General features: G+C 73.6%; 17 protein-coding genes and 3 tRNA genes. 8 read left to right on the forward strand and 12 right to left on the reverse strand.

Annotated elements, in window-relative coordinates; translation table 11 throughout:
- Positions 1 to 3 precede the first annotated feature (3 nt).
- From ABT118_RS16110 to ABT118_RS16120, 3 genes are read right to left on the reverse strand one after another with little or no spacing between them, the layout of a single operon-like run.
- The gene (locus tag ABT118_RS16110; protein WP_350668936.1) at positions 4 to 426 is read right to left on the reverse strand and encodes a MarR family winged helix-turn-helix transcriptional regulator; all 423 of its coding nucleotides are present in this window, start codon (positions 424 to 426) and stop codon (positions 4 to 6) included.
- Positions 427 to 431: 5 nt separating this feature from the next.
- Positions 432 to 866, reverse strand: a complete 435-nt coding sequence (locus ABT118_RS16115; RefSeq protein WP_350668937.1) for an SRPBCC family protein — start codon at positions 864 to 866, stop codon at positions 432 to 434.
- Positions 867 to 903: 37 nt separating this feature from the next.
- Positions 904 to 1,866, reverse strand: coding sequence for a LysR family transcriptional regulator (locus ABT118_RS16120; RefSeq protein ID WP_350668938.1), 963 nt, complete (start codon positions 1,864 to 1,866; stop codon positions 904 to 906).
- 214 nt (positions 1,867 to 2,080) lie between these two features.
- On the opposite strand from ABT118_RS16120, the gene snpA reads away from it, so the two are divergent.
- The gene (snpA, locus tag ABT118_RS16125) at positions 2,081 to 2,731 is read left to right on the forward strand and encodes a snapalysin (protein ID WP_350668939.1); all 651 of its coding nucleotides are present in this window, start codon (positions 2,081 to 2,083) and stop codon (positions 2,729 to 2,731) included.
- Positions 2,732 to 2,792: 61 nt separating this feature from the next.
- On the opposite strand, the gene ABT118_RS16130 is transcribed toward snpA, so the two are convergent.
- Together ABT118_RS16130 and ABT118_RS16135 are read right to left on the reverse strand one after the other, a co-directional pair.
- Positions 2,793 to 5,144, reverse strand: coding sequence for a SpoIIE family protein phosphatase (locus tag ABT118_RS16130; RefSeq protein ID WP_350668940.1), 2,352 nt, complete (start codon positions 5,142 to 5,144; stop codon positions 2,793 to 2,795).
- Between the two features lie 69 nt (positions 5,145 to 5,213).
- Entirely contained in the window at positions 5,214 to 6,041 is an 828-nt protein-coding gene (locus tag ABT118_RS16135; protein WP_350668941.1) for an SDR family oxidoreductase, read from the reverse strand.
- 283 nt (positions 6,042 to 6,324) lie between these two features.
- On the opposite strand from ABT118_RS16135, the gene ABT118_RS16140 reads away from it, so the two are divergent.
- Genes ABT118_RS16140 through ABT118_RS16155 form a run of 4 tightly spaced genes read left to right on the forward strand, consistent with a single transcriptional unit; the run spans position 6,325 to position 11,103 of the window.
- Positions 6,325 to 6,975 carry a LysE family translocator gene (locus tag ABT118_RS16140; RefSeq protein ID WP_502884563.1) on the forward strand — a complete coding sequence of 217 codons (651 nt, stop codon included), beginning with the start codon at positions 6,325 to 6,327 and terminating at the stop codon, positions 6,973 to 6,975.
- 44 nt (positions 6,976 to 7,019) lie between these two features.
- Positions 7,020 to 7,874, forward strand: a complete 855-nt coding sequence (locus ABT118_RS16145; protein WP_350668944.1) for a hypothetical protein — start codon at positions 7,020 to 7,022, stop codon at positions 7,872 to 7,874.
- Positions 7,871 to 9,265 carry a hypothetical protein gene (locus ABT118_RS16150; protein WP_350668945.1) on the forward strand — a complete coding sequence of 465 codons (1,395 nt, stop codon included), beginning with the start codon at positions 7,871 to 7,873 and terminating at the stop codon, positions 9,263 to 9,265. The genes ABT118_RS16145 and ABT118_RS16150 overlap by 4 nt, the downstream gene beginning before the upstream one ends.
- Positions 9,262 to 11,103, forward strand: coding sequence for an AAA family ATPase (locus ABT118_RS16155; protein WP_350668947.1), 1,842 nt, complete (start codon positions 9,262 to 9,264; stop codon positions 11,101 to 11,103). The genes ABT118_RS16150 and ABT118_RS16155 overlap by 4 nt, the downstream gene beginning before the upstream one ends.
- A 36-nt stretch (positions 11,104 to 11,139) precedes the next feature.
- Here ABT118_RS16155 and ABT118_RS16160 read toward each other — a convergent pair whose 3' ends face one another.
- The 4 genes from ABT118_RS16160 to ABT118_RS16175 form a co-directional block, all read right to left on the reverse strand.
- Positions 11,140 to 12,513, reverse strand: a complete 1,374-nt coding sequence (locus tag ABT118_RS16160; RefSeq protein ID WP_350668948.1) for an SDR family oxidoreductase — start codon at positions 12,511 to 12,513, stop codon at positions 11,140 to 11,142.
- A 19-nt stretch (positions 12,514 to 12,532) separates the two neighbouring features.
- Positions 12,533 to 12,604, reverse strand: a tRNA-Val gene (locus ABT118_RS16165).
- Positions 12,605 to 12,612: 8 nt separating this feature from the next.
- Positions 12,613 to 12,686: transfer RNA gene (locus ABT118_RS16170), tRNA-Gly, on the reverse strand.
- Between the two features lie 39 nt (positions 12,687 to 12,725).
- Positions 12,726 to 12,799 (reverse strand) — tRNA-Trp (locus tag ABT118_RS16175).
- Positions 12,800 to 12,873: 74 nt separating this feature from the next.
- On the opposite strand from ABT118_RS16175, the gene ABT118_RS16180 reads away from it, so the two are divergent.
- Positions 12,874 to 13,536: an HAD family hydrolase gene (locus ABT118_RS16180; protein WP_350668949.1), complete on the forward strand. Its 663-nt coding sequence runs from the start codon at positions 12,874 to 12,876 to the stop codon at positions 13,534 to 13,536.
- A 13-nt stretch (positions 13,537 to 13,549) separates the two neighbouring features.
- Here the strand turns inward: ABT118_RS16180 and ABT118_RS16185 are convergent, their stop codons facing one another.
- A complete protein-coding gene (locus ABT118_RS16185) occupies positions 13,550 to 13,741 on the reverse strand; it encodes a hypothetical protein (protein WP_350668950.1) in 192 nt (63 codons plus the stop codon).
- A gap of 370 nt (positions 13,742 to 14,111) precedes the next feature.
- Here ABT118_RS16185 and ABT118_RS16190 point away from each other — a divergent pair, with 370 nt between their 5' ends.
- A complete protein-coding gene (locus ABT118_RS16190) occupies positions 14,112 to 15,068 on the forward strand; it encodes an aldo/keto reductase (RefSeq protein WP_350668951.1) in 957 nt (318 codons plus the stop codon).
- Between the two features lie 45 nt (positions 15,069 to 15,113).
- Here the strand turns inward: ABT118_RS16190 and ABT118_RS16195 are convergent, their stop codons facing one another.
- Positions 15,114 to 15,740 carry a GNAT family N-acetyltransferase gene (locus tag ABT118_RS16195; protein ID WP_350668952.1) on the reverse strand — a complete coding sequence of 209 codons (627 nt, stop codon included), beginning with the start codon at positions 15,738 to 15,740 and terminating at the stop codon, positions 15,114 to 15,116.
- A gap of 140 nt (positions 15,741 to 15,880) precedes the next feature.
- Complete coding sequence (locus tag ABT118_RS16200; RefSeq protein ID WP_350668953.1) at positions 15,881 to 16,555, reverse strand: nitroreductase family protein; 675 nt, start codon at positions 16,553 to 16,555, stop codon at positions 15,881 to 15,883.
- A 156-nt stretch (positions 16,556 to 16,711) separates the two neighbouring features.
- Here ABT118_RS16200 and ABT118_RS16205 point away from each other — a divergent pair, with 156 nt between their 5' ends.
- The gene (locus tag ABT118_RS16205; protein ID WP_350668954.1) at positions 16,712 to 16,984 is read left to right on the forward strand and encodes a hypothetical protein; all 273 of its coding nucleotides are present in this window, start codon (positions 16,712 to 16,714) and stop codon (positions 16,982 to 16,984) included.
- Positions 16,985 to 17,000 lie beyond the last annotated feature (16 nt).

Consider the following 17,000-nt stretch of genomic DNA (forward strand, 5'->3'; position numbering starts at 1 on the left):
GGCTCAGGATTCGGGGTGGGCCAGCCGGCCGAGCAGCGAGAGCGCCTGGTCGACCGGCACCGGCCGGAAGAACTCCGCGTCGACCTGCTCGACGGCGGCGATCGCGCGCGGCGCCAGCTCGGCGCCGGCCGCGGTGACCCGCAGCCGCTTGGCCCGGGTGTCGGCCGGGTCGACCTCGCGCTCGACCAGCCCCTTGCCCTCCAGGGTGCGCAGCACCTGGGAGGTCATCTTGACGTCGGTGCCCGCCTGCCGGGCCAGCGCCAGCTGGTTGGGGTGCTCGCCCTGGCCGTTCAGCCACCAGGTGCAGGCCAGCAGCACGAACTGGACGTGCGTCAGGTCGAGCGGGGCCAGGGCGGTGGCGATGCCGCGCTGCCAGCGCAGGGTGGCGTGCCAGAGCAGGAAGCCCGGGCTCTCCGCCGGCTGCACGCCGCTCAGCCCCGGGCCGCGAGCGCGACCAGTGCGGCCATGGTCTCCGGCCAGTCGGCGGTGATGCCGGGGCCGATCTCGGGACCGGCCTGGTCGGCGCCCGCGCCGGTGATCTCCATCCGGTAGACCACCTCGGTGCGCTCCCCGTCGAGCGGGACCAGCTGGTGGGTGGTGCTCAGCACCAGGTCGCCGAACCGGGCCTGGTCGGTGAAGTGCGCACCCTCGCCGAGCTCGGTGACCTGCAGCTCGATCGGGTCCTCCCCGGGCGGGGTCATGGTGATGGCGGCGCCCACCGCGAACGGGCCCCGGAGCTCGATCTTCTCGATCCCGCCGTTCCAGGCGCCCCAGTTCGGCACGTCGGCCCAGAGCTGCCAGATCGCCTCGCGTGCGACGTCGGTCTCGATGCTGTGCTGGTACGACCACATGGCTGCTGCCTCCACGAGTTGATTGTCTACGTGGAGACTATCTGCGCGCAGGCTATCTGTCCATGGCGAGCAGCGTGGGTAGGCTGCTGTCGTTGCTGAGCAGCCAGGCCAGGTAGGAGGGGTTGGTCCGGGCCAGGTCCAGGTAGGCCGCCCGGAGGTCGGCGTAGAGGCCGTCGAAGGCGGGCGTGCTGAGGGCGCGGGGCCGCCAGACCAGCAGGAGCCGGACGCTGAACGGGTTGCCGTGGACGGGGCGGATCACCGTTCCCGGGCCGGCCAGCGAGGTGGGCTGGCAGGGGCGGACCGCCTCGCCGGAGGCGACCAGCTCGGCGGCGGTGGCGTTGTCGCGGACCTGGACCACCCGGGGGTTGAGCCCGGCCTCGGAGAGCACCCGGCGCAGCGCCGCGTACTCGTGGTCGGCGGTCGGGTCGACCATCCAGGCGTCGGCGGCCAGGTCCTCCAGCCGTACCACCGGCGAGCCGGCCGCCGGGTGGCTCAGGGCCAGCGCGACGAACTGCGGTTCGCGGGCGATCAGCACCCGGTGCTCGGTGTCGGCGGGCAGTCGGAGCGGGAAGCCCTCGCTCTCGTGCACCAGGGCGATGTCGAGCTGCTCGGCGGCCACCAGGTGCAGCAGGGCGTTGGCGGAGATGTCGATCCGGATGCTGGTCTCGGTGTCCGGCAGCCGGGCGTGCACCCGGCGCAGCCAGCTGGCCACCGCGCGGCTGCCGACGCTGCCGATGCGCAGTCTCAACTGCTCGGTGCTGTCGGCCTCCTGGCGTGCGGCGGTGACCAGCTCGGCCATGTCGGCGATGATCGTCCGGGCCCGGGAGAGCACGGTGTGGCCGAGCGGGGTCGGCTGGCTTCCGGTCCGTTCCCGGGTGAACAGCCGCCCGCCGAGGGCGCGTTCGATGCGGTGCAGCTGGGTGCTGACGGAGGGCTGGGTCGTGCCGAGCTGCAGGGCGGCCTTCCGGACGCTGCCGGTGTCGGCGACCGCACACAGCACACGAAGGTGTCTCACCTCGAGCTCCACAGCGGGAGCATACGGCCGACCGACAGTTCACGCCAGGGACATGTCAGGGATGTCGGGAGGGGGTATAGGGCGGTGCTATCCCCGGCTGGCATCATCCGCAGGCCGGTGACGGTGGCCGAAGCTCAGTGGCACGACAGTCCGTCCCCCCTTCCAAAGTGCTTGCCCCACAAGGGCTTTGGAAGTAATGAACTGGAGTCCCCACATGAAGCGCTCCATGCTCTCCGCCGCGGTGGCCGTCACCCTGGGCCTGTCCGCCGGGCTACTGGCCGCCCCCGTCGCCAGCGCGGCCGCCCCGTCGCAGGCGGCGCCGCAGTCGCAGGCGGTCGCCCAGTACGCCGGATCGGCCGCCGAGCAGGCCGACGTCAAGGCCTTCCACGAGGCCGTGATGAAGTCCGCGCTCGCCAAGCAGGCGGCCAACCCGTACCTGCTCGTCGTCGCCGTCACCTACGACGCCAGCAGTGCCCCGACGTTCCGTACCCAGATCGCCAACAGCGCCTCGATCTGGAACAGCTCGGTGCGCAACGTCCAGCTCCGCGCGGGGACCAACGCGGACTTCCGCTACTACGAGGGCAACGACTCGCGCGGCTCGTACGCCAGCACCGACGGCCACGGCCGCGGGTACATCTTCCTCGACTACCGGCAGAACCAGCAGTACAACTCCACCCGGGTGACCGCCCACGAGACCGGCCACGTGCTCGGCCTGCCGGACCACTACTCGGGCCCGTGCAGCGAGCTGATGTCCGGCGGCGGCCCCGGCACCTCCTGCACCAACCCGTACCCGAACACCGCCGAGAAGAACCGGGTCAACAGCCTCTGGGCGAACGGTCTGGCCGCGGTCAGCGCCGCGCGCTGACCCCGCTTCTGACGTGCTGCCGGCCCGGCCCCGAACAACGGGGGCCGGGCCGGCGGTGCGTTCAGAGCCGGCGGGCGAGCAGCAGCGCCACGTCGTCGGCGCGGTGCGAGGAGCGGCGGGCGTCGCGCAGCAGGTGCTCGGTCAGCTCGGCCAGGTCGGTGACCGGGGAGTGCGCGAGGTCGGTGCGCAGGTGGTCCAGGCCCTCCTCGAGCGGGACCCCGGGCTTCTCGATCAGTCCGTCGGTGAACAGCGCGACCACCGCACCGACCGGCAACTCCAGTGCGGTGAGCGGGTACTTGACGTCCTGGTCGATGCCGAGCAGCGGTCCGCCCGCCAGGTCGAGCGGCTCGGTCAGGCCGTCCGGGAGGCGCAGCAGCGGCGGCACGTGCCCGGCCCGGACGGCGAGCGCGTGCCCGGTGGCCGGGTCGAGCCGGAGCAGGCAGCAGCTGGCCAGCAGCCCCGGGTCCAGGTCGAGCAGCAGCTGGTTGGTCCGGGTCAGCACCTCGTCCGGCGGGCTGCCGCTGGTGACGAACGCCCGTACCGCACTCCGGAGTTGGCCCATGATGGCGGCGGCGCCGACATTGTGCCCCTCGACGTCGCCGATCACCAGGCAGACCCCGTCGGCGGTGCTGATGGCGTCGTACCAGTCGCCGCCGATCTCCATCCCCCGGGTGCCCGGCAGGTAGCGGGCGGCCACGGCCAGGCCGGGCACGTCCGGGAGCCGGTGCGGCAGCAGCGCCTGCTGGAGCCCCCGGGCGAGGGCGAACTCGGCGTCGTACAGCCGGGCCCGCTCCAGCGCCTGGGCGATCAGGCCGCCCAGTGCGGTGAGCACCGAGCGCTCCTCGGCGGTGAAGTGCCGGGGGCGGTCGAAGCCCAGGATGCAGCTGCCGACCGGCAGTCCGGAGGCGATCAGCGGCAGGAAGGCCCAGGCCCGCATCTCGTCCTGGGCGATGCCCGGGTAGGCGGCCAGCAGCTCGTCCGGGGACTCGAAGAAGGCGGGCGCGCCGGTGCTGAAGACCTCGGTGCCGGGCAGCCTGGTCCGGATCGGGGTGCCCTCGAACGGGTCCAGGAAGCCGTGCGGGTAGCCGGTCTGCGCGACCAGGTGCATCCGGCCCGAGCGGGCCAGGTAGAGCGCCATCTCCTGGCCGCCGAAGCCGGGCAGGATCTGGTCGATCACGCAGTCGCAGACCTCCTTGACCGTGACCGCCTCGGTCAGCGCGCTGGCCAGCTGGAGCAGGTGGTAGGTCGCCCCGAGGGTGGCCGGGGTGGCGGGCGGGGCCTCCGGCAGTGCGGCCCGGTGGGCGCCGGGTGGCCCGGCCGGGACGATCCGTACGGTCAGGCCGTGCGCGTCGGGGTAGAGCGAGAAGGCCAGCCAGTGGTCGGGCGGGCGGCAGGCCAGGAAGGCGGTGGGCTGCTGGGAGAGCATCGCGGACCGGTACCGGTCCTCGTAGGCGGGCTCGGCCAACCAGGGCAGGACGGACCAGGGGTGACGGCCGGTCAGCTCCTCCCGGCCGCGCTCCAGCAGCAGCTCTCCGGCGTGGTTCAGGTAGCTGATCCGCCCGTCCGGGTCGAGCGCCACCACGCCGTCGCGCAGCCGCTCCACCGCGGCCACGGCGGCGGTCGCGGCGGCCGCGTCCAGGGCGAACACGGCGACCGAGCCGGGGAAGCCGGGGCGGCCGTGCAGGTCGAGCGCGCGCCGGCCCTCGCGCAGCCGGACCCGGAGGGTGAACGGCGTGTCCGCGCGCAGGGCGGTGAGCAGCGGCCCCAGGTCCTCCGGCAGCAGCCGCTCGGTCAGCTCCTCGGCCCGGCCGCCGAAGCCCTCCGGGGCCAGGCCGAGCACGGCCAGCAGGCCCGGGTCGGCGCTGATCCGGCCGTCCACCAGGTCCCAGGTCAGGCTGCCGAGCCGGGGCTCGGGGCCGGTGCCCGCGTCCGAGGGCACCACCACCGGGCTGGCCGGGGCGGCCGGAACGCGGCCCGCGAGCGCCGCGGCCAGCCGGTTGGCGACCGTCCGCAGCTGGCGTTTGGCGCCGGGCGGCGGCGGGACGGCGCCGGGCCAGATCACCGCGAGCACGCCGAACGGCTCGTCGTCGGCGATCACCGGCGTGCAGGCGAAGGCGTGCACATGGGGCAGTCCGACCGCGAGCCGGGGGTAGCGCCGCATGGTGTCGTCCGCGTCCGCCACCTGCACGGTGCGGCCGGTCCTGAACGCCTCGGCCACCGGGAGCGGGGCGCCCACCGCGACGTGCCGGAAGGCGCTCAGCAGGTGCGGCGGCACGCCCGTGACGGCGCTCAGCACCAGCGACCGGCGGTCGGCCGAGCGCAGGTAGAGCACGCCTCCGTAGGCCGAGGTGGTGCGGACGGCACGCAGCAGCGCCTCGGCGAGCAGGGCCTCCGTGGTCTCTACCTGGCGCATGTTCTTCTCTGTACGCCGCGCCACCAGGGGTGTCAACCGGGAGGCCCCGCCGCCGGGCCGCCGCAGGGGTCAGCCGGGCAGCCCGGTGAAGGCCTCGGCGGCGGCGAGCTCGTCGCGGGCCGCCTGCTCCACCTGGCCGAGGTAGGCGTAGGCGTCGGGGCCGACCGGGACCCGCAGCGGCGGGTGCTCCTCGGCGGCCACCAGGCGCCGGACCACCTCGGCGAAGTACTCGGGCCGGCTGAGCTCAGGGGCGCTCTCCATCTGCCGCATCGCGTCCAGCATCGGGTCGACCTGGGCGGCGTAGACCGGGATGCGGTGGGCCGTCTCGGTCACGGAGCTGCCGTACCGGGTCGCGAAGCCGCCCGGCTCCACCACGCTGACCCGGATGCCCAGCGGCCGGACTTCGGCCGCCAGCGCCTGGCTCATCCCCTCCAGGGCGTACTTGCCGGTCACGTAGGCGCCCAGGCCGGGGAAGGCCATCCGCCCGGCCAGCGAGGAGACGTTGACGATGTGCCCGGAACCCTGCGCCCGCATCAGCGGCAGCACCGCGCGGATCAGCCGCCAGGGGCCGACCACCAGGGTCTCCAACTGCTCCCGCAGCTCCTCGTCGGCGACCTCCTCGACCGCGCCGAACAGGCCGTTGCCCGCGTTGTTGACCAGCACGTCCAGCCCGCCGAACCGGTCGGCGGCCAGTGCCACCGCCTCCTCGGCCTGGGCCGGGTCCCGGATGTCCAGCGCGGCCGTGAGCACCCGGTCGGGGTGGCGCCGGCTCAGCTCCTCCAGCGTGGCGGGCTTGCGGGCGGTGGCCAGCACGGTGTCGCCCGCCGCGGCGACGGCCTCCGCCAGGGCCAGGCCGAGGCCCGAGGAGCATCCGGTGATCAGCCAACGACGAGCCATGGGTCCCCCTGGGGTCCGATCGGTGCGGTCGGCCCACGGTCCCAGAATCGGACCCCGGCCGCCGCACCGTGCGCGGGGGCGATCGGAGGCGTACGGGGGCGTGTGCCCGGGTGGTGGATGCGCCCCCGGTACGCACCACTCCGGCGCCGTCCCGGCCGCCGGCACCGCGGCCCGCGCGGCGGGTGCGGCGGGCATCCGGAAAATGGGGCGAGCCCGGGCGGCCCCGGCTGCCATCATGACCGCTTCGGCGGCACACCGGGTGAAGCGGGCGAGGGAGACGGACATGGTCAGCGGCGGCGCAGTGGCGGGAATCGCGGTGGTGTCCCTGGGGATGGCACTCACTCCGGGGCCCAACCTGATCTACCTGGTGTCCCGTTCGGTGGCCCAGGGCCGCCGGGCCGGGCTGGTCTCGCTGGCCGGGGTCGGCCTCGGCTTCCTGGTCTACCTGGTCGCCGCGACGGCCGGGATCGCCACCGTGTTCGCGCTGGTCCCCGAGATCTACCTCACCATCAAGGTGGCCGGGGCGTGCTACCTGATGTGGCTGGCCTGGCAGTTGGTCCGCCCGGGCGGCGAATCGGTCTTCGCCCCGAAGGACCTGGCCCCGGACCGCCCGCGCAAGCTGTTCCTGATGGGCCTGGTCACCTGCCTGCTCAACCCCAAGATCGCCATCCTGTACATCTCGCTGCTGCCGCAGTTCGTCTCCCCGGAGCACGGCCAGGTCGCGCTGCAGAGCCTGGCGCTCGGCCTCACCCAGATCACCGTCTGCCTGTTCACCGACGGCGCCTTCGTGCTGATGGCCGGTACGGTCGCCGCCTTCCTGGCCCGCCGCCCCACCTGGCAGCGGGTGCACCGGTACGCGATGGGCACGCTGCTGGCCGGCTTCGCGCTGCGGATCGCCGCCGACCGCTCGAAGGCGGTGCTGGCCGCGCCGTGACCTGCTGACATGATGTCGGGCGGCACCGGGAGGGACGGGGAAGCATGAACAAGTCGACTGCTCAAGGGGTCCGCTATCTGCTGGGGTTCGCGCCCGAGGACGCGGTGGCCGGGATCTGTGCCCGGCTGCGGATCGACCCCGACGGTCCGGTGGCGCCGATGGCCCTGACGGACCGGCAGTTCGGGTACGACGCCATGTGGCTGCTCCGCCAGGCGCCGCAGGCGATCCGGATCTGGATGCTGCAGGAGGACGACCCGCAGGTGAACGCGGTGCTGTTCCAGCAGGGTCTGCTGCCCGCCGGGGTGGCCGCGGACGTGCGGAGCGGGCTGCTGTTCGGCCCGGGCCGGTTCGCGCCGGTGCCGGACGGCCCGGTGCTGTCCTGGCGGTCGGAGCTCCCGCGGCCGACGGTGGCGGGCCTGATCGACAGCCTCCGCGGGGCCGTCGGCAGCGGTACGCTCCGGGTCGCCCGGGCGGCCGCCGGAACGCTGCGGCGGGCCGACTGGCCGCTCGTGGTCGCCGCGCACCAGGATGAGCCGTTCCCCGGCTTCGCCCGCTGGGCGCTGGCCGAACAGATCGACTGCCCGGCCGAGTTGCGGGCGGCCTTCGGCTCGCACCCCAGGTTCACCCACCGGCTCCGGCAGGCCGGAGTGCTCGGCGGCCCGGCCGACCACCTCGCCACCGTCACCCCGGCCGACCGGATGCTGGGCATCCTCGGCCTGGGCCGGGAGGCCTTCCCGACCCGGCTGGCCGAGGCGGAGGACGTCCTGCGGCCGCAGGTGCGGCGGGAGTTGGGCGGACACCCGGAGGCCTGGGCGGTACTGGCCCAGCTGCTCCCCGACTTCACCGGCACCCTGCCCGAGCTGGTCGACACCGCGGCGGCGGTCGCCGGAACGCCGTGACCGAGCACCCGCACGTGGTGGACCTCACCGACCGCCGCGCCCTGCTCGGCTGGCGACCGGCCGCACCCGAGGTGGTGGCCGAGGCGGAGCGGCTGAAGGAGGCCGCGCTGCTCGACTTCGGCCTGACCGAGTCGGCCGTCGCCTCCTGGCTGTACGCCAAGTGCCGTCACCAGCTGCCCACCACCGCGATCCCGACCGCCGCCGTGGTGGCCTCCGGCGACGGCAGCTGCCTGCTGCTCTACAACCCGGACTTCTTCGTCGGCATCGGCCTGGAGGGCGTCAAGTTCGCGCTCTTCCACGAAGCCAGGCACCTGATCCAGCGCCATCTCCACGTCGAGCCCGAGCTCCGGGACGACCCGGTGCACCGGCTGGCCACCGAGGTGAGCATCAACCACGTCGCGCTGATCCGCCTGGGCCGGTCCGAACTGCCCACCCTGGACGGCGCACCGGTCGGCGTCGACCCCCGCGAGGTCCACCGCCGCTACCAGGACGACCTGGCCGGGCAGGGGCTGCCCGCCGTGACGTACCAGGAGTTCACCGCCACCGACCAGAGCGTGTACACCGAGCTGGGCCGGATGCGCCGGCCCCCGGTGTCGGCGGCCTGCGTCCACCTCCACCCGGAGCTCGAACTGCCGCTGGACCAGGAGACGGTGGACCGGATCACCTCCTCCGTCCTGCTCAACTCCCTGCTGGCGGCCCGCCGGGGCCACCGGGGTGCCGAGCAGGAGCTGCGCGACCTGGTCGGGCGCACCGAGGGCTCCTCGGACCGGATCTCCCGGCTCTGGGGCCGGCTCGGGGCCGGCCTGCTGCGCGGCAGCACCAGCGCCACCCGGCAGGTGGACTGGTGGCAGCGCTGGCTGGTGGACGTGCTGGCGAGCCGGCTGGGCGACGGCGAGCGGCTGGTGTACCCGAAGAAGCGGGGCGCGCTGCTGGCCGCCCTGGGGCAGCCGCCGATGCTCTCCCGGCGCGGGCCGGTCCGGCAGCGGGTCCTGGTGGTCGCGTACGACACCTCGGGATCGATGCCCGCCCGGGTGGTGGACTGGCTGGCCGTACTGGTCGGCCGGATCGACGGGGTGGTCGCGCACTGGCTGTCCTTCGACGGGACGGTGATGCCGTTCCGCCCCGGCGAGCGGGTCCACGGCGGTGGCGGCACCAGCTTCCAGGTGGTCGCCGACTACGTGGAGGGCCGCACCGCCGGGCCCGGCGGCCCGTTCGCCGAGAACCCGGACGCGGTGGTCGTGGTGACCGACGGCTTCGCCCCGCCGATCACGCCCGCCGAGCCGGAGAAGTGGATCTGGCTGATCACCGACGACGGGGACGACTGGCCGGAGCACCACCGGCCCCCGATGGCCTGCCACCGCGTCACCACCACAGGAGCCGTGCCCCGATGACCACCGCCCCCAGCAGGACCTGGCGCGCCACCGCCACCTACCCGGTCGCGCCCGAGGGCTGGACCGGCCGTTCCCGGCTGGAGTCGTTCATCGACGCGATGATCGAACTCGGCCTGACCGGGCAGATCTTCGGTGAGCACGGCATCGGCAAGACCACCGGCTTCCACAGTCACCTGGCCGCTGCCCACCCGGAGCTGCGGCTGGTCGTGGTCCCGGCCGCCAACCTGACCCCCGACGACCTGCTGGTCAACGCCCCGGTCCGGGAGGCGGCCACCGGCGAGTTGGTGCTGCGTCAGCTGGTGATGAGCCAACTCCGGCCCGGGCAGCCGTTCGTGCTGCTGATCGACGACTCGCTCCAGGCCGGCGACAGCATCCAGTCCCAGCTGATGCAGATCGCCTGCAACTGGACCCTGGGCGAGTACGACCTGCGCGAACTCGGCTGCGTCGGGGTCTTCCTGGCCGACAACGAGTCGCTGGCCGAGACCGCCGCCCGGCGGGGCGATCTGGCCGTGCTGGACCGGATGGTGACGATCCGGATCTCCGCCGACGACACCGCCTGGCGGATCGGCCTGGCCGCCCGCTTCCCGGACTGGGACCTCAAGCCGGTGTACGCCCTCTGGGCCGGACTCGGGCCGGCGGTCCGGGAGTTGCTCTCGCCGCGGACGCTGGAGCACGTGCTCGCCAACGCCCGGGAGGGCTTCCCGCTGGTCTGGGGCCTGCCGCTGGTCAACGGGGAACGGCTGCGGCTGGCCGAGCCGGGACCGGACGGGCGGCCCGGTCAGGACCGCACCCGCGAGACGCTGGACCGGATCGCCGCCGCCCTCGGCGTGCCCAACCCGGACCGGATCGCGGACCCGGTCCGCCGGGTGCTTCGGGCCGCCTTCGCCAACCGCTGGGCGGTGCTGCTCCAGGGGCCGCCCGGCTGCGGAAAGACCGAGCTGGTACGGGAGTTCGCGAAGGAGGCACTGGGCGGCAGGCCGCCGCTGTACTTCTCGCTGCCGGTCACCAACGTCGAGGACCTGTGCGCGCCCGTCCCCGGCGCCGACGGCACCCTCGACCACCTGCTGGCCGGGGTGTTCACCGGCGCCGGGCCCAAGGTGCTGATCTGGGACGAGTACAACCGCCCCAAGGACCGCTCGGCCTTCGCCAAGCTGATGGAGATCACCCAGGAGTGGTCCATCGCGGGCCACCCGATCCCCGGCCTGCGGGCCCAGGTCGCGCTGCAGAACCCGCCCTACCACCTGGGCCGCAAGCTGCTGGTGGCCCGCAACAACATCGCCCAGGCGAGCCGCTTCACCGCCTCGCTCGACCTCGACCCCGCCGACATCCCCGCCAACGAATGGCTGATCGCCCGCTACGGCCCGGTCGCGGAGACGGTGCTGGACTGGTGGAAGTTCGACCTGGACGAGGACGGCCGGGGCTGGATCAGCAAGCGCACCATGGAGCGCCTGATCAAGCTCCACCAGCACGGCCTGCCACTGGAGATGGGCACCGTCTACCTCGGCGACGGCGAGTACGCCCCGGTGTCGCTCACCGCGCTGACCGACCGGCTGGCCGACCGCCCGGTGGCCGGGCTCCGGGAGATCGCCGCCGACCCCGGCGGCTGGGAGGCCAGGCTCCGGCGGGCGGCCGGGCAGTCCAGCGAGGGCGGCAACGACACCGACCTGGTCCACCAGGCCATCGCCAACGCCGAGTTGTCGCAGCTGCGGCGGTACAAGGGGGTGGTGCTGCGGATGGTGGCGCTGCTGCCGCCGAAGCTCCGCTCGACCTACCTGGTCGGCGCCTCACCGGAGCAGCAGCGGTTCTGGATCGGGCTGTTCGCCCGGCTGCCGCGCTGAACGGGTGCGGACCGGATCGAATGGAGTTGGACCGGACTACCAGGCGGCTTCCTGGTAGTCCTTCAGGAACACCCCGGAGACCGGCGACCCGGCCTCGCCCCGCACGATCGGGTCGTAGACCCGGGCCGCCCCGTCCACGATGTCGAGCGGGGTGCGGAAGCCGTGGTCGGCGATCCTGGACTTCTTCGGTGCCGGGTTCTCGTCGGTGATCCAGCCGGTGTCGACCGCGCACATGTGCACGCCCTGCAGGGCGAGTTCGGCCGCACTGGTACGGGTGAGCATGTTGAGCGCGGCCTTGGCCATGTTGGTGTGCGGGTGGCCGCCGGTCTTGTTGCGGACCGTGAACCGGCCCTCGACGGCGGTGACGTTGACGACGTAGCGGTTCGGGTTCGGCGAGGCGAGCAGCAGCGGCAGCAGCCGGTCGCAGAGCAGCGCCGGGGCCAGCGCGTTGACCAGCTGGGTCTCCAGCACCTCGGACGGGTCCAGTTCGCCCAGCCGGGCCGACCAGGAGTTGGCGGGCGCGTCGTCCGGCAGCAGCCCGGCCTCGTCCGCCACCGCGGCCACCCGGCCCGGCAGTTCGGCCGCCGAGCGGTCGGGCCCGGCCAGCTCGGTGGCGGGCCAGGCGGCGGTCAGCGCGGGCATCGGCCGGAAACCCGGCGCGAGCGAGACCCGGCTGCCGGGCGGCAGGCTCTCGTGCTCCCCGGCCGCCAGCAGCGCGTACGCCTCCGGCGGGCGGCGCAGGGTCTGCGCGGCGTTGTTGACCAGGATGTCCAGCGGCCGGCCGGAGGAGCGCAGCTGCTCGCACAGCCCGAGCACCTGGCGCGGGTCGCGCAGGTCGATCCCGACCACGTCGAGCCGGTCCAGCCACTGCGCACTGCCCGGGACGGCCCGGAAGCGGCGCAGGGTGTCGTGCGGGAAGCGGCTGGTGACGGTCAGTTCGGCGCCGTCCCTGAGCATCATCAGGGCCAGCTGGAAGCCGATCTTCACCCGGCCGCCGGTCAGCAGGGCCCGGCGCCCGCGCAGGTCGGTGGAGAGACCGCGCCGGGCGGTGTGGTCGGCGGCGCAGTCCGGGCAGAGCCGGTGGTAGAAGCTGTCCACCTGACGGTAGGTCCGCTTGCAGACGTAGCAGTGCTGGGCCGACCGGAGTTCGCCGACCGGGGCGGGTACGGCCGGGGTCGGCAGCGCCGCGTCCTCATGGCGGGTCAGGCCGCCGGTGGCGGTGCTGCCGATCAGCGCGGCGTCCACCTCGGCCCAGATCCGGCGGCGGCGCTTGCGGCCGTCCCGGACGAACGACTCGCTGTTGTGCTCGGCCCGCAGCCGCACCGGGTGGTCGCCAGGCAGTTGCCGCAGCCGCCCGAGCGTCGCCTCGAACGCCGCCAGCTCCTGCTCCGTCAACTCGTGCTGTGCCACTGCCTCTTCCGTTCCTCGGTGGTCCCGGCCGGATTCGAACCGGCGTCCCCGCCCTGTTAAGGCGGCGCGCCTGCCTCTGCGCTACGGGACCGTGGGTGCTGCCCGAGGGCCGGATTCGAACCGGCGTAACCGCCTGGGCAAGGCGGGCGCCTGCCTCTGCGCTACGCCCGGGCAGCTGCCGGTGATGCTATCCGGGCCGGAAGCGGAGGTGCTGCCCGGGGGCCGGATTCGAACCGGCGTGAACGGTTTTGGAGACCGGGCGCCTGCCTCTGCGCTACGCCCGGGCAGCTGCGCCGATGGTAGCGCGGTGCCGCGCCGGGACACTGCGGCGGCGATCTGCAGTGCCTCTATGCTGCCGGGATGATCAAGCCGATTGAACTGGTGATTTTCGACTGCGACGGCGTGCTGGTCGACAGCGAGCGGATCGCCGCGCGGGTACAGGTCCGGCTCGGGGCCGAGTTCGGGTGGCCGCTCACCGAGGAGGAGGTGGTCGACCGCTTCATCGGCTGCTCCGGCCCCTCGATCCGGGAGCAGATCACCGAGCGGCTCGGCGCTCCGGCGGCCGCCCGGTGGTGGGAGCGGTTCGAGGAGCTGCACCGGGTCGAGGTGGACGCCGGGCTCACCGCCGTCGACGGCCTGCCCGAGGCGCTGGCCGCGATCACCCTGCCGACCTGCGTCGCCTCCAGCGGCTCGCACGAGAAGATGCGCCACACCCTCGGCCGGACCGGCCTGTACGAGCGCTTCGCGGGCCGTATCCACAGCGCCTCCGAGGTCGCCCGGGGCAAGCCCGCCCCCGACCTCTTCCTGCTCGCCGCCCGGCGGATGGGCGTCGACCCCGCCGCCTGCGCGGTGGTCGAGGACAGCCGGCCCGGCGTCCTGGCGGCCAGGGCGGCCGGGATGCGCGCCTTCGGCTACGCGGGCGGACTGACCCGCGCGGAACAGCTCGAAGGCCCCGGCACGGTGGTCTTCGACGACATGCGGCTGCTGCCGGGGCTGCTCGCCGGAGCCACGGCCGGCAGCTGACACCGGATCAGGCCTACTTCAGCACCAGCGGCGGGACCAGGATCAGCGCGAGCGGCAACAGGACGAATCCGGCGCCGATGGCCGTGCCGACCAGAATGCGGCGCAATAGCGGGGTGCCCGGGGGTGCGGCAAAGCTGGCGATCACGCTGACACCGGCGGTTAAGGCGACGAAGGCCGCAATCATGACGAGGAATCCGGCGGCCATGGGTATTTCCTAGAAGTTGATCAGTGGAATGCGTCACACGGCAGACATGCCGGGATCCTCGCAGGTGAACGGGCCTGTGTCGACGGGAATCCGGATTTGATTGGACCATGTCGACGCGCCGTAAAACGGACATCGTGCGGGGGTGGCAATAACGACTCCGCATCAGCTGTAAACGATCTACTTGATTCCCGTTCCGGCCCCGCCGATCGACGGGAATCGGAGCCTGTTGCCCCCGCCGATCGGCGGGGAATGCGGATTCCGGGCCGTCCCCGGCTCGGCCGGATGCACTCGCCCGGGTTGACTTCGAGTGCACTCCAACGGGCAGGGTGGCCATGGCGCGATCGGTACGGTTACTGGAGGAGTGACAGCTATGCGAAGCACCAGGCTCGGTGTCGACGGTCCCGAGGTCGGCGCGATCGGTCTCGGCTGCATGGGGATGACCTGGGCGTACGACCCGAACGGACGGGACGACGCGGCCTCGGTCGAGGTACTGCGGACGGCGCTCGACCTCGGGGTGACGCTGATCGACACCGCGGACGTGTACGGGCCCTACGACAACGAGGAGTTGGTCGGGAAGGGCCTGGCCGGGGCGTACCGGGAGCGGGCGGTGCTGGCGACCAAGGTCGGCCTGGTGCCGGGCCGGGACGGCGCCAGGGTCGGCAACGACGGGCGGCCGGAGCACGTACGGCGCTCGATCGACGAGAGCCTGCGCCGACTCGGCACCGACCACGTGGACCTGTACCAGCTGCACCGGGTCGACCCCGAGGTGCCGGTCGAGGAGACCTGGGGCGCGATGGCGGAGGCGGTCGCGGCCGGCAAGGCGCGCCTGCTGGGGCTGTCCGAGGTGACGGTGGAGCAGATCGAGCGGGCCCGGGCGGTGCACCCGGTGGCCTCGGTGCAGTCGGAGCTGTCGCTCTGGACCCGGGACGCGCTGGCCGAGGTGCTGCCGTACACCGAGGCGAACGGCATCGCCTTCCTGCCGTACTCGCCGCTCGGCCGTGGCTTCCTGGCCGGCCGGTTCGGCTCGGCCGCCGACCTCCCGGCGGACGACTGGCGGTCGACCCTGCCGCGGTTCCAGGCGGACGCGCTGGCGGCGAACCAGGCGCTGGTGGGCACCGTGCGCGTGATCGCCGACCGGCACGGCGCCACCCCGGCCCAGGTGGCGCTGGCCTGGGTGGTCGCGCAGGGGCAGTACGTGGTGCCGACCCCGGGCACCAAGACGCCCAAGTACCTGGCGGACAACGCCGGTGCGGCCGACCTGGTGCTGTCGGCCGACGAGCTGGCGGAGCTGGACGCGCTGCCCGCACCGGTGGGCGGCCGGTACTGACCGTTCCTCGGGGGCCGGGGCAGGGCTCCGGTCCCCGAGGGGGCGTCAGGCGGGATGCACCCAGATCAGCTTGCGGCCGGTCTCGGCGGGCGCGGTCGGGGTGTGGTCCTCGGTCCGGTCGAGCCGGAAGCCGAGCCGGCGGGGCACGGCGGCGCTCGGCAGGTTCCCCTCGTCGCAGTGGATCTGCACCCGGGCGATCCCGGGCAGGGCGAGCGCGGCGGCGGTGAGCCGCTCGGCGGCGGAGGTGGCGACGCCCCGGCGGGTGTGGTCGGCGGCGACCCAGTAGCCGATCTCCAGCGCGCCCGGGCCGATCCGGCCGTGCAGGCCGAACGCGCCCACCACGCTGCCGGGTTGCGCGTCCAGGCCGACCAGGTACATGAAGTCGGTGCCCTCGTCCCAGGCGGTCACCCCGGCCCGGGCGAGCTCCCGGGTGACGTCGAGGGTGGGTGCCTCGGCGGCCCACGCCATCCAGGGGCGCAGGTGCTCCAGGTTGGCGAGCAGGACCGCGTTGAGCTGCTCGGCGTCGGCGAGTGTCCGGCGGCGGAGGGAGTAGCCGCCGGACAGGGCGATCCGCTCGGGCGGTCTTCCGCTGCGGCCGCTGCCGCCGGTGGTGCCGGTGGTGCCAGGGGTGGCCGAAGTGGCGGGGGCGGGCTCGGAGTTGGTCTCGCTCATGAGCGGATTATCCTCCCGTGCCGCGCCCCCGACCAGGGGTTTTCTCGCTCAGCGGAGACCGGTTCCGAAAAACCGGACGCCCGGTTCGAGGTTGGTTCGAGGCTGGTTCCGGCTCGGATCGGAGCTGGTTCGGAGCCGGTTCAGAGCCGGATCAGGACGTCGTCGAGCGGCTTGCGGTGCAGGTCCGGCACCCGGGCCTCGGCGGCCGGGTAGCCGACCGGGATGACGTACGCCGCGCGCTCCTCGGCCGGGCGCTCGCAGACCTCGTTCAGGAACTTCATCGGGCTCGGGGTGTGCGTGAGCGTCACCAGTCCGGCCTGGTGCAGGGTGGCGAGCAGGAAGCCGACGGCGATCCCGACGGACTCCTTGGTGTAGTAGGGCCGGGGCGACTCAGGCCCCTTGTGCACCTCGAACACCACGATCACGGCCGGGGCGTCCTCCAGGAACGGCTTCCGCCAGTCCGTCCCGATCGGGGCCAGCGCGGCCAGCCACTCCTCCGAGGCGCGATGCGAGTAGAACTCCTGCTCCTCCGCCTCGGCCGCCGCGCGCAGCCGCTTCTTGCGCTCGGGATCGGTGATCACCACGAACCGCCAGGGCTGGACGTGCGCGCCGCTGGGGGCGGTGGAGGCGGTACGGATCGCCCAGTCGATCACCCCGTCGGGGATCGGGCGGGTCGAGTAGTCGCGGACGGTGCGGCGCAGGGCCATCACGTCGTGGAAGGACCTGCTGCGGGTCTCCGCCTCGTGGGCGGGGACCGTCATGGGGCGGAGCGGCACGGTGGGGTAGGTGGCCGCTGGCGCTGTGCTGTCAACCATGGCCGACAGCACAGCACATGACGGCACCTCAAGGGAAGGTCTGGACCACATCGACCGTCAGGTCGGCCGGGTGCGCACGGGCGGCCGCCCGGTCCGGGCCCGGGTGGAGCCGCCTGGCCCTTCCGGGCGGTCGGCCGGTGCGGGTAGCTTGCCCGCATGACCGATACCGACCTGCTCGTGCCCGTGCTCACCGGGATCGTCGCCGACCTGTTCCACTTCCTCGACACCTGCTCCGACGAGGAGGTGGACCCCGACACCGCGGTGAAGCTCGGCGAGCAGGTGTCCTGGGTCCTCCAGGGCCTGCCCGCCGCCCCGTTGGCCGACTTCCTCTCCGCCATCGCCGCCCTGGCCGAGGCCGAACCCGACCTGGAGCGGCGGCACTACCTGGAGGAACTCCCGTACGCCTGCGGCCTGCTCGAGGACGAGTAGCCCGAGCCCGGCGTGG

The sequence above is a fragment of the Kitasatospora sp. NPDC002040 genome, assembly GCF_040296785.1.
In the GTDB taxonomy this organism is placed as follows: Bacteria; Actinomycetota; Actinomycetes; order Streptomycetales; family Streptomycetaceae; genus Kitasatospora.